The 22,026-nt window shown below is 74.0% G+C and carries 17 protein-coding genes and 1 pseudogene; 12 read left to right on the forward strand and 6 right to left on the reverse strand.

Going from position 1 to position 22,026, the window contains the following annotated elements:
- The first annotated feature begins 165 nt into the window (after nucleotides 1–165).
- The 8 genes and pseudogenes from AB0J02_RS01655 (at nucleotide 166) to AB0J02_RS01690 (ending at nucleotide 9,905) form a co-directional block, all read left to right on the forward strand.
- Nucleotides 166–1,347 (forward strand): glycosyltransferase family 4 protein, encoded by a 1,182-nt coding sequence (locus AB0J02_RS01655; RefSeq protein ID WP_363191495.1) that lies wholly within the window; start codon nucleotides 166–168, stop codon nucleotides 1,345–1,347.
- Nucleotides 1,344–2,081 (forward strand): class I SAM-dependent methyltransferase, encoded by a 738-nt coding sequence (locus tag AB0J02_RS01660; protein ID WP_363191496.1) that lies wholly within the window; start codon nucleotides 1,344–1,346, stop codon nucleotides 2,079–2,081. The genes AB0J02_RS01655 and AB0J02_RS01660 overlap by 4 nt, the downstream gene beginning before the upstream one ends.
- Nucleotides 2,078–6,199, forward strand: coding sequence for a DUF3367 domain-containing protein (locus AB0J02_RS01665; RefSeq protein WP_363191497.1), 4,122 nt, complete (start codon nucleotides 2,078–2,080; stop codon nucleotides 6,197–6,199). The genes AB0J02_RS01660 and AB0J02_RS01665 overlap by 4 nt, the downstream gene beginning before the upstream one ends.
- Nucleotides 6,196–7,491 carry a condensation protein gene (locus AB0J02_RS01670; protein ID WP_363191498.1) on the forward strand — a complete coding sequence of 432 codons (1,296 nt, stop codon included), beginning with the start codon at nucleotides 6,196–6,198 and terminating at the stop codon, nucleotides 7,489–7,491. Before AB0J02_RS01665 ends, AB0J02_RS01670 begins: the two co-directional genes overlap by 4 nt.
- On the forward strand, nucleotides 7,488–8,210 hold the full coding sequence (locus AB0J02_RS01675; protein WP_363191499.1) for a methyltransferase domain-containing protein: 723 nt from the start codon (nucleotides 7,488–7,490) through the stop codon (nucleotides 8,208–8,210). The genes AB0J02_RS01670 and AB0J02_RS01675 overlap by 4 nt, the downstream gene beginning before the upstream one ends.
- A 112-nt stretch (nucleotides 8,211–8,322) precedes the next feature.
- Nucleotides 8,323–8,535: pseudogene (locus AB0J02_RS01680) on the forward strand (hypothetical protein); the annotation flags it as partial.
- Entirely contained in the window at nucleotides 8,525–8,752 is a 228-nt protein-coding gene (locus AB0J02_RS01685) for a Trm112 family protein (RefSeq protein WP_363191500.1), read from the forward strand. The pseudogene AB0J02_RS01680 and the gene AB0J02_RS01685, both read left to right, overlap by 11 nt.
- A gap of 556 nt (nucleotides 8,753–9,308) precedes the next feature.
- Nucleotides 9,309–9,905, forward strand: coding sequence for a hypothetical protein (locus tag AB0J02_RS01690; RefSeq protein WP_363191501.1), 597 nt, complete (start codon nucleotides 9,309–9,311; stop codon nucleotides 9,903–9,905).
- Here the strand turns inward: AB0J02_RS01690 and AB0J02_RS01695 are convergent.
- A complete protein-coding gene (locus AB0J02_RS01695) occupies nucleotides 9,902–10,102 on the reverse strand; it encodes a hypothetical protein (protein ID WP_363191774.1) in 201 nt (66 codons plus the stop codon). The two genes, AB0J02_RS01690 and AB0J02_RS01695, sit on opposite strands and share 4 nt — an antisense overlap.
- On the opposite strand from AB0J02_RS01695, the gene AB0J02_RS01700 reads away from it, so the two are divergent.
- Complete coding sequence (locus AB0J02_RS01700; protein WP_363191775.1) at nucleotides 10,097–10,564, forward strand: hypothetical protein; 468 nt, start codon at nucleotides 10,097–10,099, stop codon at nucleotides 10,562–10,564. The two genes, AB0J02_RS01695 and AB0J02_RS01700, sit on opposite strands and share 6 nt — an antisense overlap.
- Before the next feature lie 25 nt (nucleotides 10,565–10,589).
- Complete coding sequence (locus tag AB0J02_RS01705) at nucleotides 10,590–11,153, forward strand: NAD(P)H-dependent oxidoreductase (RefSeq protein WP_363191502.1); 564 nt, start codon at nucleotides 10,590–10,592, stop codon at nucleotides 11,151–11,153.
- Here AB0J02_RS01705 and AB0J02_RS01710 read toward each other — a convergent pair.
- The 3 genes from AB0J02_RS01710 to AB0J02_RS01720 all read right to left on the reverse strand — a co-directional run bounded on the left by AB0J02_RS01710 (nucleotide 11,113) and on the right by AB0J02_RS01720 (nucleotide 13,783).
- Nucleotides 11,113–12,321 carry an MFS transporter gene (locus tag AB0J02_RS01710; protein WP_363191503.1) on the reverse strand — a complete coding sequence of 403 codons (1,209 nt, stop codon included), beginning with the start codon at nucleotides 12,319–12,321 and terminating at the stop codon, nucleotides 11,113–11,115. The genes AB0J02_RS01705 and AB0J02_RS01710 overlap by 41 nt on opposite strands.
- A 328-nt stretch (nucleotides 12,322–12,649) precedes the next feature.
- Nucleotides 12,650–12,934, reverse strand: a complete 285-nt coding sequence (locus AB0J02_RS01715; RefSeq protein ID WP_363191504.1) for a DUF4190 domain-containing protein — start codon at nucleotides 12,932–12,934, stop codon at nucleotides 12,650–12,652.
- Between the two features lie 126 nt (nucleotides 12,935–13,060).
- Nucleotides 13,061–13,783, reverse strand: a complete 723-nt coding sequence (locus AB0J02_RS01720) for a FadR/GntR family transcriptional regulator (protein ID WP_363191505.1) — start codon at nucleotides 13,781–13,783, stop codon at nucleotides 13,061–13,063.
- 166 nt (nucleotides 13,784–13,949) lie between these two features.
- On the opposite strand from AB0J02_RS01720, the gene AB0J02_RS01725 reads away from it, so the two are divergent.
- Both AB0J02_RS01725 and AB0J02_RS01730 read left to right on the forward strand, forming a co-directional pair.
- Entirely contained in the window at nucleotides 13,950–15,407 is a 1,458-nt protein-coding gene (locus AB0J02_RS01725) for an acyl-CoA synthetase (RefSeq protein WP_363191506.1), read from the forward strand.
- 4 nt (nucleotides 15,408–15,411) lie between these two features.
- On the forward strand, nucleotides 15,412–16,761 hold the full coding sequence (locus AB0J02_RS01730) for a carboxyl transferase domain-containing protein (RefSeq protein ID WP_363191760.1): 1,350 nt from the start codon (nucleotides 15,412–15,414) through the stop codon (nucleotides 16,759–16,761).
- A gap of 208 nt (nucleotides 16,762–16,969) precedes the next feature.
- On the opposite strand, the gene AB0J02_RS01735 is transcribed toward AB0J02_RS01730, so the two are convergent.
- Nucleotides 16,970–17,923 carry an LLM class flavin-dependent oxidoreductase gene (locus AB0J02_RS01735; protein ID WP_363191507.1) on the reverse strand — a complete coding sequence of 318 codons (954 nt, stop codon included), beginning with the start codon at nucleotides 17,921–17,923 and terminating at the stop codon, nucleotides 16,970–16,972.
- A gap of 395 nt (nucleotides 17,924–18,318) precedes the next feature.
- Nucleotides 18,319–21,987 carry a S8 family serine peptidase gene (locus tag AB0J02_RS01740; RefSeq protein WP_363191508.1) on the reverse strand — a complete coding sequence of 1,223 codons (3,669 nt, stop codon included), beginning with the start codon at nucleotides 21,985–21,987 and terminating at the stop codon, nucleotides 18,319–18,321.
- Nucleotides 21,988–22,026: the final 39 nt, after the last annotated feature.

Raw genomic sequence — 22,026 nt, forward strand, 5'->3', positions numbered from 1 at the left:
ACTCAGGTGAGTAGCCGCATCGAAAAGCGGGGCGAAAACTGTCCCTCCCCACCTTGTGCACAGCCCGAGCACAGCGCCGGCACAGTACCCGCCGGTCCGTCCCGGCAGCCGCCCCCTGCCGGGCCACCCACGCTCTCACGCACCCTGAGACGAGTTGGAGCACGCATGCCCCAGCACGTGCCATCGTCGCTGCGCACCGCGTCGTCGCGCGGTGCGCGGCCTCATCCGGCCGGTTCCCCACCGCCGCGCCGCATCGTCTTCCTCGCCCACCGCGACCTCGGCAATCCGGCCGCGGGCGGTTCCGAAGTGCTCGTCGACCGGCTGGCCGAGGGGCTGACGGAGCTGGGCCACGAGGTGACGCTGCTGTGCGGCGGTCCGGCCGGGCACCACGTTCTCCGGGACTACCGGGTGATCTCGGCGGGCGGGCAGGCGGCCCATTACCTGCGCGCCCGCTCGGCGTTCGCCCGCCGGGTCGGCGACTGCGATCTGCTGGTCGAGGTCTGCAACGGCATGCCGTACCTCGCCCCGCTCTGGCACCGCGGCCCGACGCTCTGCCTGGTCAACCACGTCCACACGGACCTGTGGCGGATGCGCCTGCGCGGTCCGCTGGCGCCCGCGGCCCACCTCGGCCGAAGACTCGAACAGTGGGCGCTGTCCGGCGCGCAGCGCCGCGGTCTGCTCGTCGCCGTCTCGCCGTCGACGGCGAACGCGCTGCACACCATCGGCGTCGACCGGGACCGCATCCGCCTCGTCCCGAACGGCGTCGCGGAGCCGGGGCCCCGCGCCGGCCGGTCGCCCGAGCCCCTGTTCCTGGCGATGGGCCGGCTGGTCGAGTACAAGCGGATCGATCTGCTCCTGCGCCTGTGGGAGCGGGTGCGTCCGGTGACCGGCGGCCGGCTGGTGATCGTGGGTGACGGCCCGGAAGGCGCCCGGTTGCGCCAACTCGCGGGCCCGGGCGTCGAGTTCACCGGCCGCGTCTCCGAGGCCGCCAAGCACCGGCTGCTCTGCGAGGCCTGGCTGCTGCTGCACCCCTCGGCCGTCGAGGGGTGGGGCCTGGTCGTCACGGAGGCGGCGGCGCGCGGCACCCCCGCGGTCGGCTTCGACGTGCCCGGCGTCCGCGATTCGATCGCGGACGGCAGCACCGGCCTGCTGGCCCACGGGCCGTCGTCGTTCGCGGCGGCCTGGTGCACGCTCGCCCTGTCCGCCCGCCGCCGCGAACTGATGGGCAGGGCGGCCGAGGAGCGGGCCGCCGGCTACCGGTGGGCGCACACGGTGCGGCAGTTCAGGACGGTCGCGGCGGAGGCGGTGAGGGGCCGCACCGAGCCCTTCGGGGGCCGCGCGCCATGACCGCGGCCGGGTTCAGGGACCCGTCGCTGACCAGGTCCTTCGCACTCTTCCGGGCGTTCTCGCGCGAGCGGCACGATCCCGAGAAGTGTTACGCGCTGCTCGCGCGGGACGCCGCCGATCAGGTCGAGGCGTACGGGAAGGTCGCCGGGAAGGTCGTCGTGGACGTCGGCGGCGGCAGCGGCCACTTCACCCGCGAGTTCCGGGCGCGCGGCGCTCACGGCGTCCTCTTCGAGCCGGACGCCCGGGAGCTGGGGCCCTCTCCCCCGGCCTCGGCGGTGGTGGCCGACGGATACCTGCTGCCACTCGCCGACGCGTCGGCCGACGTCACGTTCTCCTCGAACGTCCTGGAGCACGTCGCCGACCGCGACACGTTCCTCGGCGAACTGGTCCGCGTCACCCGGCCCGGCGGCCTGATCTACGTGTCGTTCACCAACTGGCTCTCCCCGTGGGGCGGCCACGAGTGGGCGCCCTGGCACTACCTGGGCGCCGGCCGGGCCCAGGCCCGCTACCGGCGGCGGACCGGCCGGGCACCCAAGCACACCCTCGGCGAGAACCTCTTCGCCCACCACATCGGTCCGACGCTGCGCCACGTCCGCGCCCGTGACGACGTGGTGCTCGTCTCGGCGCGCTCCCGCTACTGGCCGTTCCTCACCGAGGCCGTCGCGCGGGTGCCCGGGGTGCGCGAGTTCGTCACCTGGAACCTCCTCCTCGTCCTCAGGCGGTGTCCCCCATGACGACCACGGTTCAGGCCCCACCCGCCGCGGCGACGAGCCCGGAGCCCGAGCCGGGCCCGCGCTCCCGCCGCTGGCTGCTGTATTTCTGGGCCGTGCTGTTCGTCGCGTTCTGCGCGGTGCGCCCGGGCCGGATGACGTTCGAGACGAAGCTGGGCGTCGCGCTCGACCCGTGGCGGTTCATCGGGGACCTCGGGCAGCTGTGGCACGACCGCGCCGGGTTCGGCGGACTCGCGGACCAGTACATCGGCTACGCGTTCCCGATGCTGCCCTACTACGGCCTGGCCGACCTGGCGCACGTGCCGGTCTGGCTCGCCGAGCGGCTGTGGCTGTCGATCGTCGTGACGGTGGCGTTCTGGGGCGCCCTGCGGCTCATGGAACGGCTCGGCGTCGGCACCCCGCGCAGCCGCCTCCTCGCCGCGACCACCTACGCGCTGTGGCCCACCTTCACGATCGTCATCGGCTCGACGTCGGCGGCGGCGCTCCCCGGCGCGTTCCTCCCCTGGGTCCTGCTCCCCCTTACCAGCCCCCGCACCTCGCCCCGCGTCTCGGCGGTCCGCTCGGCGCTGCTCGTCCCGTTCATGGGCGGCGTGAACGCGGCCGCGACCCTGGCCTCGCTGCTCCCCGTGGGCCTCTACCTCCTCTCCCGAGCGCCGTCGCCCCGCAAACGGCGGCAGATCGCCTGGTGGTTCCCCTCGGTCGCCCTGGCCACGCTCTGGTGGACGGTCCCGCTCCTCCTCCTCGGCGCGTACGGCGAGAACTTCCTGCCCTACGTGGAGAACGCGCGGACCACGACCGACACGATGGCGGCGACGGAGACCCTGCGCGGCGCGGGCAACTGGGTGGCCTATCTGCATCTCGGCGAGGCCTGGCTGCCGGCCGGCTGGACCGTGGCGACGGCCGCCGTCGTGATCGTCTGCTCGGCCCTGGCAGCGGCGGTCGGCCTCGCGGGCCTGGCCCGCCGTGATCTGCCGGAGCGCCGCTGGCTGCTGCTCACCGTGATGGCGGCGGCGCTCATCACCCTTGCCGGGTACGGGGGTTCGCTCGGCGCGCCCTTCCACGACACGGTCCAGTCGTGGCTGGACGGCGGCCTGGCCCCGTTCCGCAACGTCTACAAGTTCCAGCCGGGCCTCGCCCTCGCGCTCGTCCTCGGCACCGCCCACCTCGTGGGCGTCGCCGCCGAGTCCCGCGGCACCCGCCCGCTGCGCGGACGCCGGTACGCCCCGCTGGTGGTCGCGGCCCTGATCCTGCCGGGCCTGGCCTGGCCCTACCTCAACGGCTCGATCCTCCAGCCGGGTTCGTTCAGGAAACTGCCGGCGTACTGGCAGACGACGGCGGACTGGCTGCGCACGTACTCCCCCGACTCGCGTGCGCTGGTGGTCCCCGCCACCGCCCACGGCCTCTACACCTGGGGCTCCCCCATCGACCAGCCGCTCGATGTCCTCGCGGACTCCCGCTGGGCGCAGCGCGACTTCGTCCCCTTCGGCACGGCGGGCAATCGCCGCGCCCTGGACGCGATCGAGCAGGCCCTCATGTCCGGCGGTGAAGTCCCCGGTCTGCAGGACTACTTGAGCCGAAGCGGCCTCTACTACGTCGTCGTCCGCAACGACCTGGACCCGGACCAGCTCGGTTACGTCCCCACGGCCACGGTCGGGCGCACGCTCACCGAGTCCGGCTTCCACCGCGTCACCGGCTTCGGCCCGGCCGTCACCGGCGGCCGGATCGCCGAAGGGACCCCGGTCCAGGTCGAGGGCCTGTACCCGCGCCCGCGTGCGGTCGAGATCTACGCGCCGGACATCACCACCCGCCGCCCGGGGCAGGCAGGTCTGCTCCCGGTCCGCTCCACGGCGGAGGTCAGCGGCGGCCCCGAGTCGCTCCTGCCGCTCTCGTCCGGCTCCGCCTTCCGCAACCGGCCCGTGGTGCTGACCGGCGACAACCACCCGGGCATCGGAACGCCCGCTCTGCGTACGGCGGTTGACGGGCTGCGCCGGGCGGACACCCGGTTCGGCCTGGTCAACGCCAACACCTCGCACCCGTACACGCCGACGGAACGCAACAGCCCGTACGCCGAACAGAACGCGGGCGAGAAACCGAAGCAGATCCTCCCCACCCGGGGCATCGCCCACCAGACCACCGCCCGCATCGAGGGGGCCCGCGAGGTGTCCGCCTCCTCCAGCGGCAACTGGCTGTTGCACCTCCCCCAGTTCGACCCCGTGAACGCCTTCGACGGTGCCCCGGACACCGCGTGGACCGAGGGCGACCCGGACTCGGCGAAGGGCGAGTGGCTCCGTATCGCCTTCTCGCGCCCCACCCGGATCCCGGCGACACTCCAGGTGACCCCGCTCCCTCAGGAAGACGTCCGGGCGGCGCCCACCCGCATCCGTGTCGAGACGGACCGGGGCAGCACCACGGCCGACCTCCGGCCCGACGGCACCCGGCAACGCGTCAAGGCACCCGCGGGCGCGGCGAGTTGGCTGCGCGTCACGATCCTGGACACCCAGGCCGTCCGCCCCTCGCTCACCGGCGCGGGCTTCTCGGACATCTCCGTCCCCGGCGTCCGGGCGAGCCGCGTCCTGCAACTGCCCGCCGATTCGACCCGGTCGGACCAGTTCACGTTCCGCCGCGCGACGGGCGACGGCGCGCTCACCCTCACCGACACGGAACCCGCACTGCGCCGCACGTTCACCACGACCGAAGCGTCCCGCTTCACCTTCGAGGCGACAGCGGCCCCCACCCCCACCGCCGCCCTCGACAAGCTCCTCTACGCGGTCGCTCCCGACCAGCAGCGCAAACTCACGGCCACCGCCGACTCCACCGCCCGCCTCGGCACCGACGTATCGGCGCGCAACCTCACCGACGGGGACCTGACCACGGCCTGGATCGCGGGCGACAAGCCGACGATCCGCCTCCGCTGGCCGGACAAGCAGCCCGTCTCCATGCTCGTGCTCCCCGCGGCAGGCGGCCTCTCCACCCGCCCGGAGAAGATCGAGATCAGCTCGCCCGGCGGAGCCGCGATCACGAACGTCGACGAGAACGGCGTGGCCCGCTTCGACCCCATCACCACGAACCGCCTCGACGTCACCATCACCGCCACCGCGCCGCTCACGGTCCACAACCCCGTCGCGGACGAGGACCTCCAGCTGCCCGTGGGCCTGACCGAGGCCTACATCCCCGCACTCGACGAGTACCGGGTCCGACAGCCCACGCCCGAGCGGAGGTTCAGCCTCCCCTGCGGCAAGGGCCCGACGGTCACCATCGACGGCGCCCGCCACCGCACCTCGGCCAAGGGCACCGTCGCGGACCTGACCGCGCGCCGCCCGGTCACCCTCACCCTCTGCGGGCCCCTCACCCTCCCGGCGGGCCCCCACACACTCAGGACCGACACGGACACCGCCGGTCCGCTCGCCGTCACCCGCGCCACCCTCACCCGCGCGGGAACGGACACGGAAGCGGCCCCCACCACCCGCGAACTCACCATCCGGGACTGGCTGGGCGACCGCCGCGAGGTCCGGGTGGGCGCGGGCCAGGCGACGTACCTGACGACGTACGAGAACGTCAACGACGGCTGGCAGGCGACCCTCGACGGCAGGAAACTCACCGCTCTGCGACTGGACGGCTGGCAGCAGGCGTGGCTGGTCCCCGGCGGCGCGGGGGGCACGGTCGTCCTCTCCTACGAGCCCGCCACCAGTTACGACGCGGGCCTGATCGTGGGCGCCCTGGCCCTCCTGGCGCTCCTCACCCTGTCCCTGTGGCGCCGCAGGCCATCTGTTCCGCCGGAGGTTCCGCCCGCTCCCGCACCCCCTGGCTGGTTCCTCGGCACGGTGGTCCTCACCCTCGTCGGCGTCGTGATCGCGGGCCCCTGGGCGGCGCTGGTCCCGGCCCTGGCCCTCCTCTCCTGGAAACGCCCCGCGCTCCTGGTACCGCTCGCGTTCCTGACGATGACGGCGGCGGGCGCGGTGGCGGCGACAGCGGCGGGGTCGCCGGTCCGGGACGGGCGGGGGGCTTTCGGCGCGGTGGCGCAACTCCTGGCGCTCACGGCCCTGTTCGCGGCGCTGGTGACGAGCTCCAGGGCGGCCGGCCCCGCCCCGGGCCCGCCTTCGAGCGAAGGGCCCGAGCCGTGACGACCCTGGACCACAACCGGACCCGTGCCCCCGGCGGCAAGCGCCTGCCCTTCCCGACCGTCGACGAGATCGCCCGCCACTGCCTCCGGGACGACGAACCCGAAACGGTCCACGTGGAGGTACACCTCTCCGGCGCCCTGGACCCGGTCCGGCTGACCGCCGCGTTCGACCGGGCCCTGCACCACCACCCCCGCATCCTCGTGCGAGAGGCACCGCGCCGCTGGTACACCAGCCGCTGCACCTGGGAACTGGCGGACGCCCCCGACGTACCGCCCGTCTCGTTCCCCGAGCCGGCCCCCGACGCGCTGACGCGGGCCCGCGCCCGGTCCCTCACCCGGTCCCCACCGCTCACGGCGGCGCCCCCGGTGCGCCTGGAGTCCGTCCCCCACCCCGAGACCGGCAACACCGTCCTCTTCCTCACCGTCAACCACACGGCGCTCGACGGCCCGGCCTGTCTGCGCGTCCTCGCCACGGCGGCGGAGCTCTACGGCGGCCGGGACAACTCCCCGCCGCCCGCGCCCCACGCGGCCCCGCACCGGCCGGCCCCGCCCGGCCCGCCCTCCCGCTGGACGCGCCCGGCAAGGGTGGCTCCGGGCGCCCCGGAAGCCCGCCCGGGCAACGGCCTCCTCGTCTGCGACCTCGCCGTACCGCGCCGCCCCGAGGGCGCCCCGTACACGGTGAACGACCAGCTCATGATCGCCACGGCCCGCACGATCGCGGACTGGAACGCGGAGCACGGCACCCGCCGGCCCCGCCGCCAGCTGCGCATCACGATGCCGGTGGACGACCGCCCCCGGGACAGGACGATGCCCATCGGCAACGGCACGCGACTGGTCGAAGTCCCCTTCAGTACAGACGAGTTGAAGCAGAGCACCGCCGCCCTGCTCCGTCTCACCGCCACCCGCACCACAGCCCTCAAGTCACTTGTGCGCCCCCAACTCGGCCATGGCGCAGCCCTGTTGGCGGCGCCGTACGCCCCCGTGACCTGGCGCGCCGCCGCCACCCGCGCGTTGCGCGCGGCCGCCGCGCCCTGGACGTCGACGACCCTGCTCAGCAACATCGGCCGCGTCCCCTACCCGCTGGACTTCGGCGACGGCGGCCGGGCCCGCGCCGTCTGGTTCTCGGCACCGGCCCGGATGCCACGCGGCCTCACCTTCACCACGGCGTCCACGGCGGGCCGCCTGCACCTGGCCCTGCGCTGGTCGCGCACGCTCCTCGGCCACGGCGACGGGGCGCACCTGCGGGACCTGTTCGAGCACCACCTCCACGCGACGCAGGAGGAGGCCCCATGACGTCCGCCCCGCCGCCCGGCCTGCGGGACTTCTACGAGAACCCCGACGTGCCGGTGGCCTCCGGCACGCCCCGCACCCTGCGCCAGACCCGCGTCCTGGCCGCCGCGCTCGCCGGGACCCGGCGGGCCACCGTCCTGGACGTGGGCTGCGGCGACGGCAGCGCCGCGGCCGACGCGGCCCGCCTGCTGCCCGGCCACCGTCTCGTCGGCGTCGACTGGTCGCAGGACGCGCTGCGCCGCGCGGCGGGCCGCGTGCCCGACGTCGTGCGGGGTGAACTCACGGGCCACGGGCTGCCGTTCAGGGACGCCGCCGCCGACGCGGTGCTGCTGTCCGAGGTGATCGAGCACCTCGTGGAACCCGACGCCGCCCTCGACGAGACCCGCAGGGTGCTGCGCCCGGGAGGCCATCTGATGCTGTCCACCCCGAACCTGGCCGCCTGGTACAACCGCGCCCTGCTCCTGGCCGGTGTGCAGCCCGTCTTCTCGGAGGTGAGCCTGCGCGCGGTCCACGGCCGCCCCGGCACCGAGGTGGTGGGGCATCTGCGCCTGTACACGCGGCGCGCGCTGCGCCAGTTCGTCGCGTCCGCCGGTTTCGACGTCGTACGCGTCACAGGGGCTCCCTTCCATGGGGTGCCCCGCGCGCTGCGTCCGCTGGACCGCCTCGCCTGCGCGGCGCCGTCGCTCGCCTCGATCCTTCTCCTGCACGCCCGCAGGACGTGACGGCCGATGCCCGCCGCGGCCTGGGGAGTCGGCGCGGCGCTGCTCGCCAATGCCCTCTGCTCCGTCGGCTTCGTCCTGGAGAAGCGGGCGCCCATCCGTCTCCCCCGAGGCCAGCGTGTACACGGCGGTGCCCGGGACGGCGGCGTTCGGCGAGTCGGTGCCGTCCGAGCCGCTCCGGCTCGGCCCGCGCGTGACGGGCACGGCGCTCGCCGTCGCCGTGCTCCTGCTGATGCCGAAACACGACGCGCCGCCGCATTCCGCACCACCGAACCCACCGGACCCACCCCCCAGGGAGCTGCTCCCCCATGTCCCCCATGAGCCCTGACGACCCGCTGCTGCGCATCCTCGCGTGCCCGCTCGACAAGGGGCCGCTGCTGCTCCTCCCCGACGGTGCCGCGCTCTACAACCCGCGCCTGCACCGGCGCTACCCGATCGTCGACGGCATCCCCCAGCTGCTGCCGTCGTCCGGCGAGCAGCTCCCGGAGGACGAGCACGAGCGGCTCCTCGATCAGGTGGGGGAAGACGCCGGGCGGATGCCGTGACCACCCTCGCCGCGCCGCTCGCCGACATGCTGCCCGCGCCGCGCGGCCGGTACGGGCCGTGGACGCACCGCCTCGCGGCCCGCGCCCGGCACGTGGTCGCCCTGGAACCGGTGCCGCACCTGGCCGCACCGGCCCGGTCCGGTGCCGTTGTGGCAGCCCCCGCACGACGAGCGCGGCGAACCCGAGGTCTCCTCCCTGGTCCGCCGGGAGGGCCTGCACGCGCCGACCCGGCACGTCGTGCCCTGCGTCACCCTCGACGCACTCGCCCTGTACGACGTCGACTTCATCAAGATCGACGTGGACGGCGCGGAGCTGCGGGTCCTGCGCGGCGCCCCGCCCCGCTCGCCCGGGACCGGCCCGCCCTCTTCGTCGGGCTCCTGGCTGCCGCCGGCCGGCTTCGACCTGGCGGCGCACCAGCGCGGCTCCGCGCACCTCGCCCCGCAGGGCCTGCCGCGCCGCGCCCTCACCGCGTCGGGACGCCGGCCGCGCTATGTGAACTCGGTGCTGTTCCTGCCGGACGGGCGGCTGCCGAGCCCGGTGCGCGACGATAGGAGGCATGCCACGCCCCAAGCCGACCGGACCCGCCGAACCGTTCACCCCGCTCCACTTCCAGCTGGTGCTGCTGCGGCGCATGGCCGACCACAATCCGGAGCTGGTGGAGACGGCCCGCGCCGACCTCGGCGTCTCCGTGGCCGACATGCGGGAGGCGAACCGCCGCTGGCAGGCGATGCTCCACGGGCGCGGCGGACGGGCCGCCGTCTCCCGGTACCGCTCCGTCCTCGGCGCCCCGGAGCAGCGGCTTACCCGCAGAATCGGCGACCTGGACTGCGAGGCCCTGCTGTGGCCGGTCCCGCTCTGGCCCGACCTCCGCTTCGAGGTGCTGCTCGCCCCGACGGGCGCGGTGTGGAACGAGTGGCTGATCCGCGCCCCCGGCGCCGCCGCCCCGGCCCTGCGCACCCTCGCCGACCTGACCCCCTGGTCCTGCACGGTCGACGAGGCGGCCCGCGCCTTCGCCCCGGCCCGTCCTCTGGAGGGCTCGGCGCCCACGCGCTGGGGCCTGGCGTTCTCGGCACCGGCCGAGGCGTCGGGCGCTCCGCGCCAGGTGCGGGCGGAGTTCACGTGGGGGCTGCTGCAGCGCTGGACCGAGGTCTAGGGCGCCGCTTTCAGGATCGCCTCGGCGACGACGCGCTCGGACCTCGGATGCAGGGTGCTCAGGAACAGGTTCGGCTCGACGAGCTCCAGTTCCATCACGCACGGCTGCCCGTCCTCGCCGTCGACCAGGTCGCCGGCGACGTCACGGACGCGCGCCGCGTGGCGGAACTCGCCCCGGGCCACCGGGCGGCGGTGCATGCGGTCTCCCCGTTCTCCGGACCGGAGCGGGGGTTCGCGGATCCCGACCCGGAGTTCTTCGTGAAGGCGGCCGACGCGCTGCTCGGCTCGGGCGTGCCCCGCCTCCTCTTCATCGGCCTGTTCGCGGACCTCGTCGACGCCGTCGGCCGCCCTGTCCTTGAGGACCCGTCCCGTTTCCCCGCGCACATCGTGCCGTTCGCCCGCGCGCACACCGCGGGCCTGGAGCGGCTGCGCGCCGCGCGTACGGCGCCGGACCGGCTGATGCTCACCCCGCCCGCGGCCCTCGACCCGGGGCTGCCGCGCACCGGCCGCTACCGGACCGGCGGCGACACTGTGCCACCGGACGACGCGTCGCTCTCGTACGCGGATCCGGCGGTGGCGGTGCTGGACGAGGCGGAGCGGCCGCGGCACCACCGGACACGGATCTCGGCCTTCAACCGGGCCGATACTGCCGGGACTTGAGGGACGCGGTGCTTGAATGATCCGCATGACCACCATAGGCATTGTTCTGGGCACCACCCGTCCGGGTCGCGTCGGACCGCAGATCGCGGAATGGATCGAGAAGACGGCTCGCGCGCGGGAGGACGCGGAGTTCGAACTCGTCGACATCGCCGACTACAACCTGCCCCTGTTCGACGAGCCGCGCTCCCCGCGGATGGGTGACTACGAGCACGCCCACACCCGCGCCTGGGCCGCCAAGATCGCCGAGCTCGACGGATTCGTCTTCGTCACGCCGGAATACAACCGGTCGATCCCGGCCGCTCTGAAGAACGCCATCGACTTCGTCTACAACGAGTGGAACAACAAGGCCGCGGGGTTCGTCGGGTACGGCAGCAACGTCAGCGGCGCCCGCGCCATCGACCACCTGCGGCACATCGCCGGGGCGGTCCAGCTGGCGGCCGTGCACACCCAGCTCCACCTGTCGCTCCAGGCGGACTTCGAGAAGTACACGACCTTCGCGCCCACCGAACGCCACGAGGCCACGCTCCAGCAGCTGCTCACCGAGGTGGTCACCTGGACCGACGCGCTGGCACCGCTCCGCCGGGCCTGAGCCCTCGCGGCCGGCCGGGCACCGCGAGCGCCACCATCCCGAGCGCGGCCGCCGCCCCGACCGCGAACCCGGCGTGCGGGCCCGCGGCGTCCACCGCCCGTCCGGCGAGGGCCGCGGCTCCGGCGGACCCCGCGGCGCTCGCGGAGCCCAGCCAGGTGAAGGCCTGGGTGAGGACGGCGCGGTCCACGGAGGTCTCGGCCAGGACCGAGAAGAGGACGAGCAGGACGGGCACGGCCAGCCCTGTCAGGGCGAGGCAGACGGCCACCGGGACCGGTCCTTCGACGGCCGTCAGCGGCAGACAGGCGAGGGCCAGGCCCACGGCGGCGAGGGCGCGCTGCCGCTCGGGCGGGCTCTCCCGGTGACGGGCCCCATAGGCCCAACCGGCGGCCAGATTCGTGCAGTTGGACACCGCGTACAGCAGCGGCGCCGCGTCCGGGGTGCCGCGGCCGAGCGCGTACGCCGTCACGGACACCTGCAGCGCGCCGAAGAAGACGCCCAGGGCCGCGTTGAGGGCGACGAGCCGCACGAAGGCGGGGCGGAGCAGGCTGCGTCCGGCCCGATGGCGTTCGGCCCGGCCGGCGACCGGTGGCGCGGTGCGTCGCTGCACGGCGAGCGCGAGGCCGCCGCCGACGACGAGGGCCGCGGCGAGCAGGCTGCCGAGGCGCGGATGCCCGGCGGCCCCGACCGCGCTGACGAGTGCGGGACCGGCCAGGAAGGAGAGCCCGTTGGCGAGGGCCTCCAGGGTGAAGGCGCGGGGCAGCGCGGTCTCGGCCGGGGTGCCCCGCAGCAGGGCGGCCCAGCGGGCGGCGGACAGGGCACTGAGCTGCGGAAGGCTGACACCGGCGAGGATCGCCCCGGTGACGGTCAGCGGCCCGCCGGCGAACAGCAATGCCACCGCCCCCGCGTGCACGGTCACGGCGTACAGGAGGACCCGCCGCTGTCCGAACAGGTCGACGAGACGGCCGGTCTGTGGTCCGCCGAGCGCGTCGGCGACGGCGAAGCACCCCGTCACCAGGCCCGCGTCGGCGAACGAGCCGGTCCGCGCGTGCACCAGCCACACGATGCCGATCCCGGTCATGGCGAGACCGACGCGCCCGACGACGGCGGAGAAGAAGAAGGCGGCCGCGCCCGGAATGCGCAGCAGAGTGAGGTAGTTCGCCGATGACACGGCGCGTCCCTTTCGCTGCCGGGCGGGGCGCGTCACAACGGGGTCGTCGGCGTCCGGAGGTGCCGACCCGTGATCGCGCCTGGAGCCTTCCCATGTGGGCGCGAGGTGGGGACGCGCGCCTCACGCCGGCTCCGTCACCGGGCAGAAGTGTTGTCGGTGTCCTGCAAGCGGTCCGACAATAGGCGAACAGCGGCACTCACCGCCAGAACTGTGCGGCACAGCAGCGGGCGACGCGACGTCCGCACAACACATCGGCGGGGGAATGCGCGCTTACGCACATTCCCCCGCCGCGAGAATTACCCGGACCGGGCCTCTCATGCTGCCGCGGTCATCCGCCGATGTACCAGCTGAATCCGCCATTGGCAGCGACAACTATCATCACGATGGCGAGAATCAGGTCGATGATGCCGAGAATGAGGCCCGCCTTGGCCATGCCGCCGCCCCCGTTGGCCGCCTTCTGCCGCAGGGCGAGCGCACCGAAGATGATCGCCAGCGGTCCCAGGACGATGCCGAGGAAGAACAGCCCGACGATGCCGCAGACAAGTCCGGCTATCGCGAGGCCATTCGTCCGGGAACCGGAGGAAGCAGCAGGCGGAGTTCCGTAAGACGACATGGTCCACACCCCTTGCAGATCGCTTTACAGGACTTCTTTACGAATCTCCGGGTGCCCCCGAATTCCGCGCACAGTCAGCCGGATTGACGAATTAAGCGGAACTCATGATTCGGTGCGCACTTCGCCTCACACCTCTGTGGCGTCCGGGTCCCACTCCAGGAGCCGCACCTTGGCCACCGAACGGACGTGCCTGCGCATCGCCGCCGCCGCGCCGCGCCCCTGCCCCGCCTCGATCGCGTGGAGGATCGCCCGGTGCTGGGCGAGCGAGCGCCCCGGCCGGCGCGGCTGGCGCAGCGACTCCGTGCGGGACTCCGCGACGGGCTCGTCGATCCCGCGCATGAACTCCGCGAGCAGCGCGCTGTGCGCGGCCGCGGTCACCGCGCCGTGGAACAGCCGGTCGCCCTCGATGCCGAGCCCGCCGGCCTCGATGTCCCGCGCCATGTGGTCGAGGGCCGAGCGCAGCGCCGCCAGATCGGCGTCCGTACGGCGCTCCGCCGCCAGCTCCGCCAGCTTCGTCTCCAGCGCCTCGCGCGCCTCCAGGACGTCCGGCAGCCGCTTCTTGCGCGCGACGAGGTTCTCCACCGGTTCGACGTCGACGCTCTCCAGGCTGTCGCGCATCAGATACGTGCCGCCGCCGTGCCGCGCCTCCACCAGGCCCTGCACTTCCAGGACGACGATGGCCTGCTTGACCGAGGCCCGGCTCACGCCGAGCCGCGCCGCGAGATCGCGCTCGGTCGGCAGCCGGTCGCCGGTGCGCAGCCCGCCCTCGGTGACGTACGTGCGCAGCCGGTCGAGCACCTGCTCGTACAGGCGCGGCCGGGCCGCCATCGGCCGCAGTGCGTCGGTCATGCCCGGCCCTTTCTCGCCCCGGTCGTGCCTCGTCATGTGCCCGGCAGCGTACGTCCTTGACTCGGGCGGCTGCCAGACGGCACGCTCGGATTGGCTCAGCCACTGAACCAATCGGTCCGCTCGTCACCGCACACCGCCTCGTCCCGCATTCGCTAGGAGCGTTCACGTGCCCCGACTCCTCCCGGCCCTGGCCGACACCCCCGACCGCCCGGCGCTGCGCTTCGGCGAGCGCGCCCTGACCTACGGCGAACTGAGCGCGGCCGCCGCCCCGTTGGCGTCCCGGCTCGCGGGTTCGGCCCGGGTCGCCGTGTGGGCGACGCCGACCCTGGAGACCGCGGTCGGCGTGGTCGCGGCGCTGCTCGCGGGGGTCGCCGCCGTCCCGGTCAACCCGAAGTCGGGCGGCAGCGAGCTGGGCCACATCGTGGCGGACAGCGCCCCGGACGCGGTTCTGGCGGCGCCGGGCACCGAACTCCCGCCCGCACTCGCCGAGTTGCCCCGCATCGACATCGACGTACAACCGCGGTCGGCGCGGCCCGTCGTGCTTCCCGAGGAGCCCGAGGACGCCGGCACCCCCGCCTTCGTCGTCTACACCTCGGGCACCACGGGCCCGCCGAAGGGAGCCGTGCTGCCGCGCCGCGCCGTCTCCTCGACGCTCGACGCGCTGCGGGACGCCTGGCAGTGGACCGGGTCCGACACCCTGGTGCACGGGCTGCCGCTGTTCCACGTGCACGGGCTGATCCTGGGCATCATCGGCCCGCTGCGCAGGGGCGGCGCGGTGCGCCACCTGGGCCGGTTCGACACGGACGGCGTGACGCGCGAGCTGGCGTCCGGGGCGACGATGCTGTTCGGCGTGCCCACGATGTACCACCGTGTCGCGGAGGCGCTGCCCACCGACCCGGCGCTCGCGAAGGCCCTGTCGGGGGCGCGGCTGCTGGTCTCCGGTTCGGCGGCGCTGCCGGTCCACGACCACGAGCGGATCACCGCGGCCACCGGTCAGCGGGTCATCGAGCGGTACGGCATGACGGAGACGCTCATGAACACGAGCGTCCGGGCCGACGGCGAGCCGCGTCCCGGCACGGTGGGTGTGCCGCTGCCGGGTGTGGAGCTGCGGCTCGCCGAGGACGACGGCACGACCGAGGTCCCCGCCGGTGACCCCGAGGCCGTCGGCGAGATCCAGGTGCGCGGGCCCAATCTGTTCCTGGAGTACCTGAACCGGCCCGACGCCACGGCGGCCGCGTTCGCGCCGGGCGGCTGGTTCCGTACGGGCGACATGGCCGTGCGCGACCCCGACGGCTACGTCCGCATCATCGGCCGCAAGGCCACCGACCTGATCAAGAGCGGCGGCTACAAGATCGGCGCGGGCGAGATCGAGAACGCGCTCCTGGAGCACCCCGGCGTCCAGGAGGCCGCTGTCACCGGCGCCCCCGACGCCGACCTGGGCGAGCGGGTGGTGGCCTGGATCGTGCCGTCCGACGCGCAGAACCCGCCGGGCGCCGCGGAGTTGGCCGACCACGTCGCCGCGCGCCTGTCCCCGCACAAGCGCCCGCGCACGGTCCGCTATCTCGACGCGCTGCCCCGCAACGACATGGGCAAGATCCTGAAGCGGTCCCTCCCCGATGGCTGACCGGATGCCCGACGGGACGGGCGCGCGGGGCGTCCTGGCCGCGGTCTGCGACCCGGGCACCTTCCGCGAACTCCCGCATCCCGCCGCGCCGGAGCGGCCCGACCCGCTCGACTGGCCCGGCTACGGCGACGCACGGACGCGGGCGGCGGCCCGGACCGGCGAGACGGAGTCGGTCGTCACCGGCACCGCCGGGATCGACGGCACCACGGCCGTCGTCATCGCCTTCGAGTTCGGCTACCTGGGCGGCTCCCTCGGCCGGGAGACGGGCGACCGCCTCGAAGCGGCCCACGTCCACGCCCGCGCGCGGCGCCTCCCGGTCGTCCCCTTCATCGCCACGGGCGGCAGCCGGATGCAGGAGGGCATGGTCGCGCTGACCCAACTCCAGCGCGTGGCACGCCAGTCGGCCCTGACCCGCGCCGCGGGCCTGCCCCAGATCGCCGTGGTGCGCGATCCGACGACGGGCGGCGGCTGGGCCACGCTGGGCGCGGGCGCCGATCTGACGCTCGCGCTGCCGGGGGCACAGATCGGCTTCGCCGGTTCCCGGGTGCGGCCGCCGGACGCGGACCCTGCGGCGTACACGGCCCTGGGGCAGCTGCGGGCGGGCGCCGTCGACGCGGTCGTGGCGCCTGACGCGCTGCGCGCCGCGCTCGGCCGCCGGCTGCGCCTGCTGACCCGGCCGTCCGCGGACCCCGCGCCCGTCCCCCGCGCGCTCGGCCGGACCGACCCGCCGGCCACGGGCTGGGCCGCGGTCCTGCGGGCCCGCGCGCCCGAACGCCCGCGCGCCGGGGCCTACTTGGACGCCTACTTCACCTACCGCGAGGAGTTGCGCGGGGACCGTGCGGGCGGCGTCGACGACGGCATGCTCTGCGGTTTCGGCGAGCACGAGGGCCGGACGATCGCGTACGCGGCGCAGTGCGGCACGGCGACCACCCCGGCCGGGTACCGCACGGCCACCCGGCTGCTCCGGCTCGCCGGCCGCCTCGGCATCCCGGTGCTCACCCTCGTCGACACCCCGGGGGCCGCGAGCGACGCGGCGGCCGAGCGGGCGGGCGCGGGCGCGGCGATCGCGGACCTGTTCCTCGCGGTCGCCGAGGCGCCGGTGCCGGTCACCACCCTGGTCATCGGCGAGGGCGGTTCGGGCGGCGCGCTGGCCCTCGCCGCGCCCGGCGCCACCTGGGTGACCCCGGACGCGTACTTCTCGGTGATCGCCCCTGAGCCGGCCGCCGCGATCCTCAAGCGCCCGCCCGGCCAGGCACCCCACACAGCCAACCAACTCCGCGTACGACCACAGGACTTGGTGGACCTGGGTGTGGTGCGGGGCATCGCCGCAGGGGACGCCGGCATGATCCCGTAAACGAACAGGCGCGCAGTTGTTCCCACGAACAGGTGATCGTGGCGCCAGAAATTGCATGAGGCACGGGTGACCAACGATGCTTACGGTGCGCAAGCAACGGGCTGCAGACCGTAGTTGTCGCGCACCCGGTCCATGTCCCATACAGGGCCGGGGTGTTGGTCCCACACACATGCACCATCGCAAGGAGAACGACTCACCATGAACCTGCTCACCGACATCCTCGCCGGCATCGTCCACTTCGTCGGCTGGCTGGTGTAACTCCGGGTGTAACCGCCTCGGACACCAGCGCGGCGCCGCCTTCCCCGGTCCCACGGGGAGGCGGCGCCGTCGCGTTTTCCCGGGCGTCCTCCTCGGCCAGCAGCGCGCGCAGCCGCGGCACGACTTCCTCGCCCACCCGCAGGGCGTCGTCCGGGTCCGGGTGCCCCGAGAGCACGAACTCGTCGACGCCCGAGCGACAGTAGGCGTGCAGGCGGCGGGCGGCCTCGTCGTGGTCGCGGTCCACGGCGGGCAGCCGCAGGGCGAAGCGCAGGGCCGGGTTCCGGTCGCGCAGCCGGGCGACGCGGGCGGCGACGTCCGCCGGGGACTGCTCCGGTTCGCTCCACAGGAGGTGGACGTCGGCCCGCCGCGCGGCGAGGTTCTCGGCGGCTCCCGAGACACCGCCCAGGTACAGCGGCACCTTGTGCTCGACGGCCGGATCGGTCAGCCGTGCGCCCTCGACCTGGACGTGCTGGCCCTGGAAGTCGATGCGCCTGCCGTCGAGGAGGTCCCGCAGGACGGCCATCACCTCGTCCGTGCGGCCGTAGCGCTGATCGTGCGCCAACGGGTCGCCCTCGCGCGGATGTTCGGCGCCCTCGCCACCCGCCACGACGTTCAGGCGGAGCCGCCCGCCCGTGAACCGGCGGAAGGCGTCGGCCTGTTGGGCCAGCAGCGTGGGACTCACCGAACCGGCGCGGACCCCGACCAGGAACCCGATGCGCTCGGTGTGCCCGGCGAGCACGGATGCCAGGTGCCAGGGGTCGACGCGGCCGGGCCCCACCGGGGCGAACAGTGAGGTGAATCCCGCCTGTTCGGCGGCGCGCGCGACCCGGGCCGGACGGCCGGTGTCGGCCCGGTCCCCTCCGGTGGGCAGGAACCAGTGCAGCAAAGGATGGTTCTGGGGCATGGGCACCTCGGGCCTACGACGGGGTGGCAAGGGCAGGACGGCACCCCGGGCAGCCGACGGCGGCGGCGGCGGGGGTGCGGGGGGTTCCGGAAATTCCGGGAGATGCCGAGACGGGGGGGCGCCTGCAGAGGTGCTTCAGCAACCGGCCGTACGGCGACGCGTGGAGGCCCGACAGAGCATCGTCGCGACACGCAGCAGATCCACGTGTCGGCGCGAAACGAGTACGAGGGCCATGTCCGCATCCTCTCCGGGCCCCGCCGCCGCCACAACCACGGTCCGCATACCGGACCCCCGCGTATCACCCCTTGACATGCCGGCTGACATGCCGGAGCCCGGCGCGAAGTCGCTCCGCACCGGGCCCGGCCTTCCACCCACCTCTTCGGACAGGCGCTTGCCTACTTGACGCCCACCGCCCGGATGATCTCCTGGGAGACGGCACCGCCCTTGTCGTCCTTGGCCGACGCGCGCAGCGAGATGTACTGGGCGCCGCGCGGCACGCTCAGGCTGCCCGTCCAGGACGCGCCGTGCCCGCCGAGGCCCACGGCCTTCCAGGTCTTGCCGTCGTCGTACGACACCTCCAGCTTTCCTCCGCTGATGGTGCCGGTGCCGGACGCGTCCTTCACGTACTGGCCGTGGATCCCGACCGGGACGCGCGAGCCGCCCCGGACGTCGCCCGCGAGGTCGGTGTCGACGTCGAAGCCGAGGTTGATCATCGGCAGGTACGTCCACCTGTCGTCCGGGGTCTCCGCCGACCTGACCGTCCACTCGGCGTGGCCCTTGGTCGACAGTTCCCAGCGCGCCGGGTCGAGCGTGGTGTCCGTTTCGACCTTGTACGTGTGCTCGGCCGGGTCGGCGTCCCACACGTACACCCCGGAGCTCTTCTTCCGGTCGGCCTGCACCCCGTCCACGGAGACGGACGTGTACTGGTCCATGCCGTTCGTGTCACTGGACCACGCGTCGCCGAAGCCGGTGTGGTCGGGCCCCGAGTCGCCCCAGCCGGGCGTGTTGAACTGCAGGGTGGAGCCGGAGCGCTGCTGCCCCCAGCCGAGCCCGCTGCCCAGCCACGGGTGCCAGACCGGCCTGAACCAGTCCAGCTCCTTGTGCGTGCCGCCCTTGTACGTGATCAGGCCGCTGCGCTGCTCCAGGTCCGTCGGGCCGGTCTGCACGGACTCGTGCCAGGTCTGGCCGGTACCGGTGGAGACGTAGTCGGTGCGCTCGGCCGGGTAGGCGATCTTCTCCAGGAAGCCGAGGCCGATGGGGAAGGTGTCGGTGATCGAGTAGCGGAACTCGCCGCCGTCCTGCGGCTTCACCGCGTGGAACTTGGCGTCCAGGACGGCGAGTTCACGCTTGGCGGGCTTGTATGTCAGGGAACCCTTCGGCACGGTCCCCTTGTGCTCGTCGGTGACGTCGTACACCCACGGCGTGTACCGCGTGCCCGTCATCGAGAGCTTCCGCCCCTCCTTGGCGAGGCCGGCGAGCCTGGCGCCGCCCGCCGCGTCGACGGAGGCGATCTGCAGCGGCCGGTCGCTGCCGTCCTCGGACCCGAACCAGGCGCTCAGCCGTCCGGCCTCGTCGTCCGTCACGAACAGCGCCGTGGCGCCCGCGTCCTGGGCGGCCTGGGCGAGCCGGTCCGGGGTGAGCGCGTCGGAGCGGCGCACCAGGACGGCCTTGCCGCGCACGTTCTTGCCCTTGTAGTCGGCGGGCGCGCCGTTCCCGGCGTCGACGACACCGAGCTTGCCGCGGCCCTCGATCAGCGTGCCGCCCGCCTGCACGGTGGCTTCCCGCAGACCGTCGACCTGCAGCGTCGGCTTGCCCAGGCGCCAGACGGTGCGGTACTCGAAGCTGCCGTCGGTCACCTTGTGGGTGGGGGCCGCGAAGACGCTGTCGTACTTGACGGGCAGCTGCACCGCGCTCATGTAGTCGGCGCCGCCCGCCGTGCGGTCGGCCTCCATGACGAGCTGCCTGGTCTGTGTGGTGCGACCGACGTCGGCGGTGATCTCCTTCAACTGCCTTCCGTCGAGGGTGATCTCACGGTCACGGTCGAGCTTCACCTCGGGGTCGGCGAGGTAGCCGATGCCCAGCGAGTCCTTGCCGTGGCTGCCGCGCACGTCGAGGTAGGACTCCAGGTAGTACGAGCCCGGCTCGAGGCGCAGCCGCAGCGTGCCGGACTCGCCGACGGTGGCGGGGAACGGGTCGGTGTTGCCGATGAGCTGCTGCACGCCGAGGTAGGCGGCGGTCGGCGCGCCGGACCGGTCCTTCACGTGGACGGTCAGCGTGTACCGCTCCTCCTCCTTCACGAGCCCGAACGCCGTGTGCGCGACGGCCTTTCCGCCCGCGCTCGCGACGATCTGCCCGCTGGTGTTGCCGACGGGGGCCTTGGTGCCGTCACCGGTGACAGTGGTGGAGGCGGTGCCGTGCGCCGGGACGCTCAGCGTGCTGTCGGCGAGCATGGCGACACCGTCCGACGCGCCCTGCACGGCGAGGCTCAACTGCACAGCCTCATCAGTCGAGTTGGTGTAGGTGACGGTCTTCGTCACCGGCTTGTTCTCCTCGTAGGGCCACTTGTAGTAGCCGAGGTCGGCGCTGCCCGTGGCGGTGACCTGCGCGTCGATCGCGTCGGGCACGCTCACCCGCCCGGCACCCAACTCGTAGGCGGAGGCGTCCAGTTCCTTGCTGCTGGACATCAGGGCGTCCTTGAGCTGCGGGCCCGTCCACTCCGGGTGTTCCTGGGCGAGCAGCGCGGCGACACCGGCGACGTGCGGCGTCGCCATCGACGTACCGCTCATCTCGGCGTACGAGCCTTCGCCCTCGACCAGCGAGGAGCGCGCGGCCAGGATGTTCACGCCCGGGGCGGAGACGTCCGGCTTGAGGGCGTTGTCGCCGAGGCGCGGGCCCTGGCTGGTGAAGTAGGCGGCCTGGTCGGCGGAGTCGACGGCGCCGACGGTCAGCGCGGAGTCGGCGGCGCCGGGCGAGCCGATGGAGGTGGGCGCGCCGGTGTTCCCCGCGGCGATCACGAACAGGGTGCCGGTCTCCTCGGTGAGGGAGTTGACGGCGGCGGCCATCGGGTCGGTGCCGTCGCTGGCCTCCTGCGAGCCGAGGCTCATGGAGATGACCTTGGCCCTGATGTCCTTGGCGGCCCACTCCATGCCGGCGATGATCTGCGACTCGGTGCCGGAGCCCTCGTTGCTGAGCACCTTGCCGACGGCGAGGGTCGCGTCCGGGGCGACGCCCTTCTCCTTGCCGTCGGAGGCGGCGCCCGAGCCGCCGACGGTCGAGGTCACGTGGGTGCCGTGGCCGTTGCGGTCGGCGACCTCCTCGCCCTCGATGAACGACTTGGACTCGGTGACCCGCGAGGCGAGATCGGGGTGGGAGGCGTCGTACCCGGTGTCGAGGACGGCGACCTTCACGCCCTTGCCGGTGAGCCCCGCCTCCCAGGCCTTCGGGGTGCCGATCTGCTCGTTGCTCTGCGCCATCTCGGCGCTGACCCGGCCGTCGAGCCACACCTTGCCGACCCCGTCGGCGAAACCGCCGCCGGTCGTGGCGGCGTTCCAGAAGGTCCGCCCCTTGGCGGCGTCGAGAGCCGCGCCGCCGATGCTGGCGAGCGTGCGGGTCCGCTCGGCGCCCTTCGGGACGGCGCGGGCGCTGCGGGCCGCCTTGCTCCCGTAGGTGACGATGAGGGGCGTCGCGTCGGCCTTGCCGTCCGCGAGGCCCTGCCGTATCAGCTCGCTGACGTTGAACAGACGGGCGTCGAGGGTGCCCGCGGCCAGGTAGGGCCTGGCCTCGTCGGGGACGACGCTGACGTCGCCGTGTGCCACCTGCGTGCGGACGGCGCCGGTCGCGCCCTTCGCCCGCTCCACGGTGACGGTCCTCTTGTCACCGCCGAGCTCCGTCACGGTCACCTTGTCGCCGGTCACCAGGGTCACGGTGTGCGCGGCGGCCGCGGCCTTCGTCGCGTTCGGTGCGGCCGCGGGCGCGGCCTGGGCGCCGCCGGCGGGCAGCAGCGCGAACGTGATGCCGGCCGACAGCAGGGCCGCGCCGCGTCTCGCGGCAGGTCCTCTGGTCATCGTTGCCTCTCTCCGTAGGCCTCGGGTCCGGGGTCACCC

The sequence above is a fragment of the Streptomyces sp. NPDC050264 genome (assembly GCF_040655895.1).
Lineage (GTDB): Bacteria > Actinomycetota > Actinomycetes > Streptomycetales > Streptomycetaceae > Streptomyces.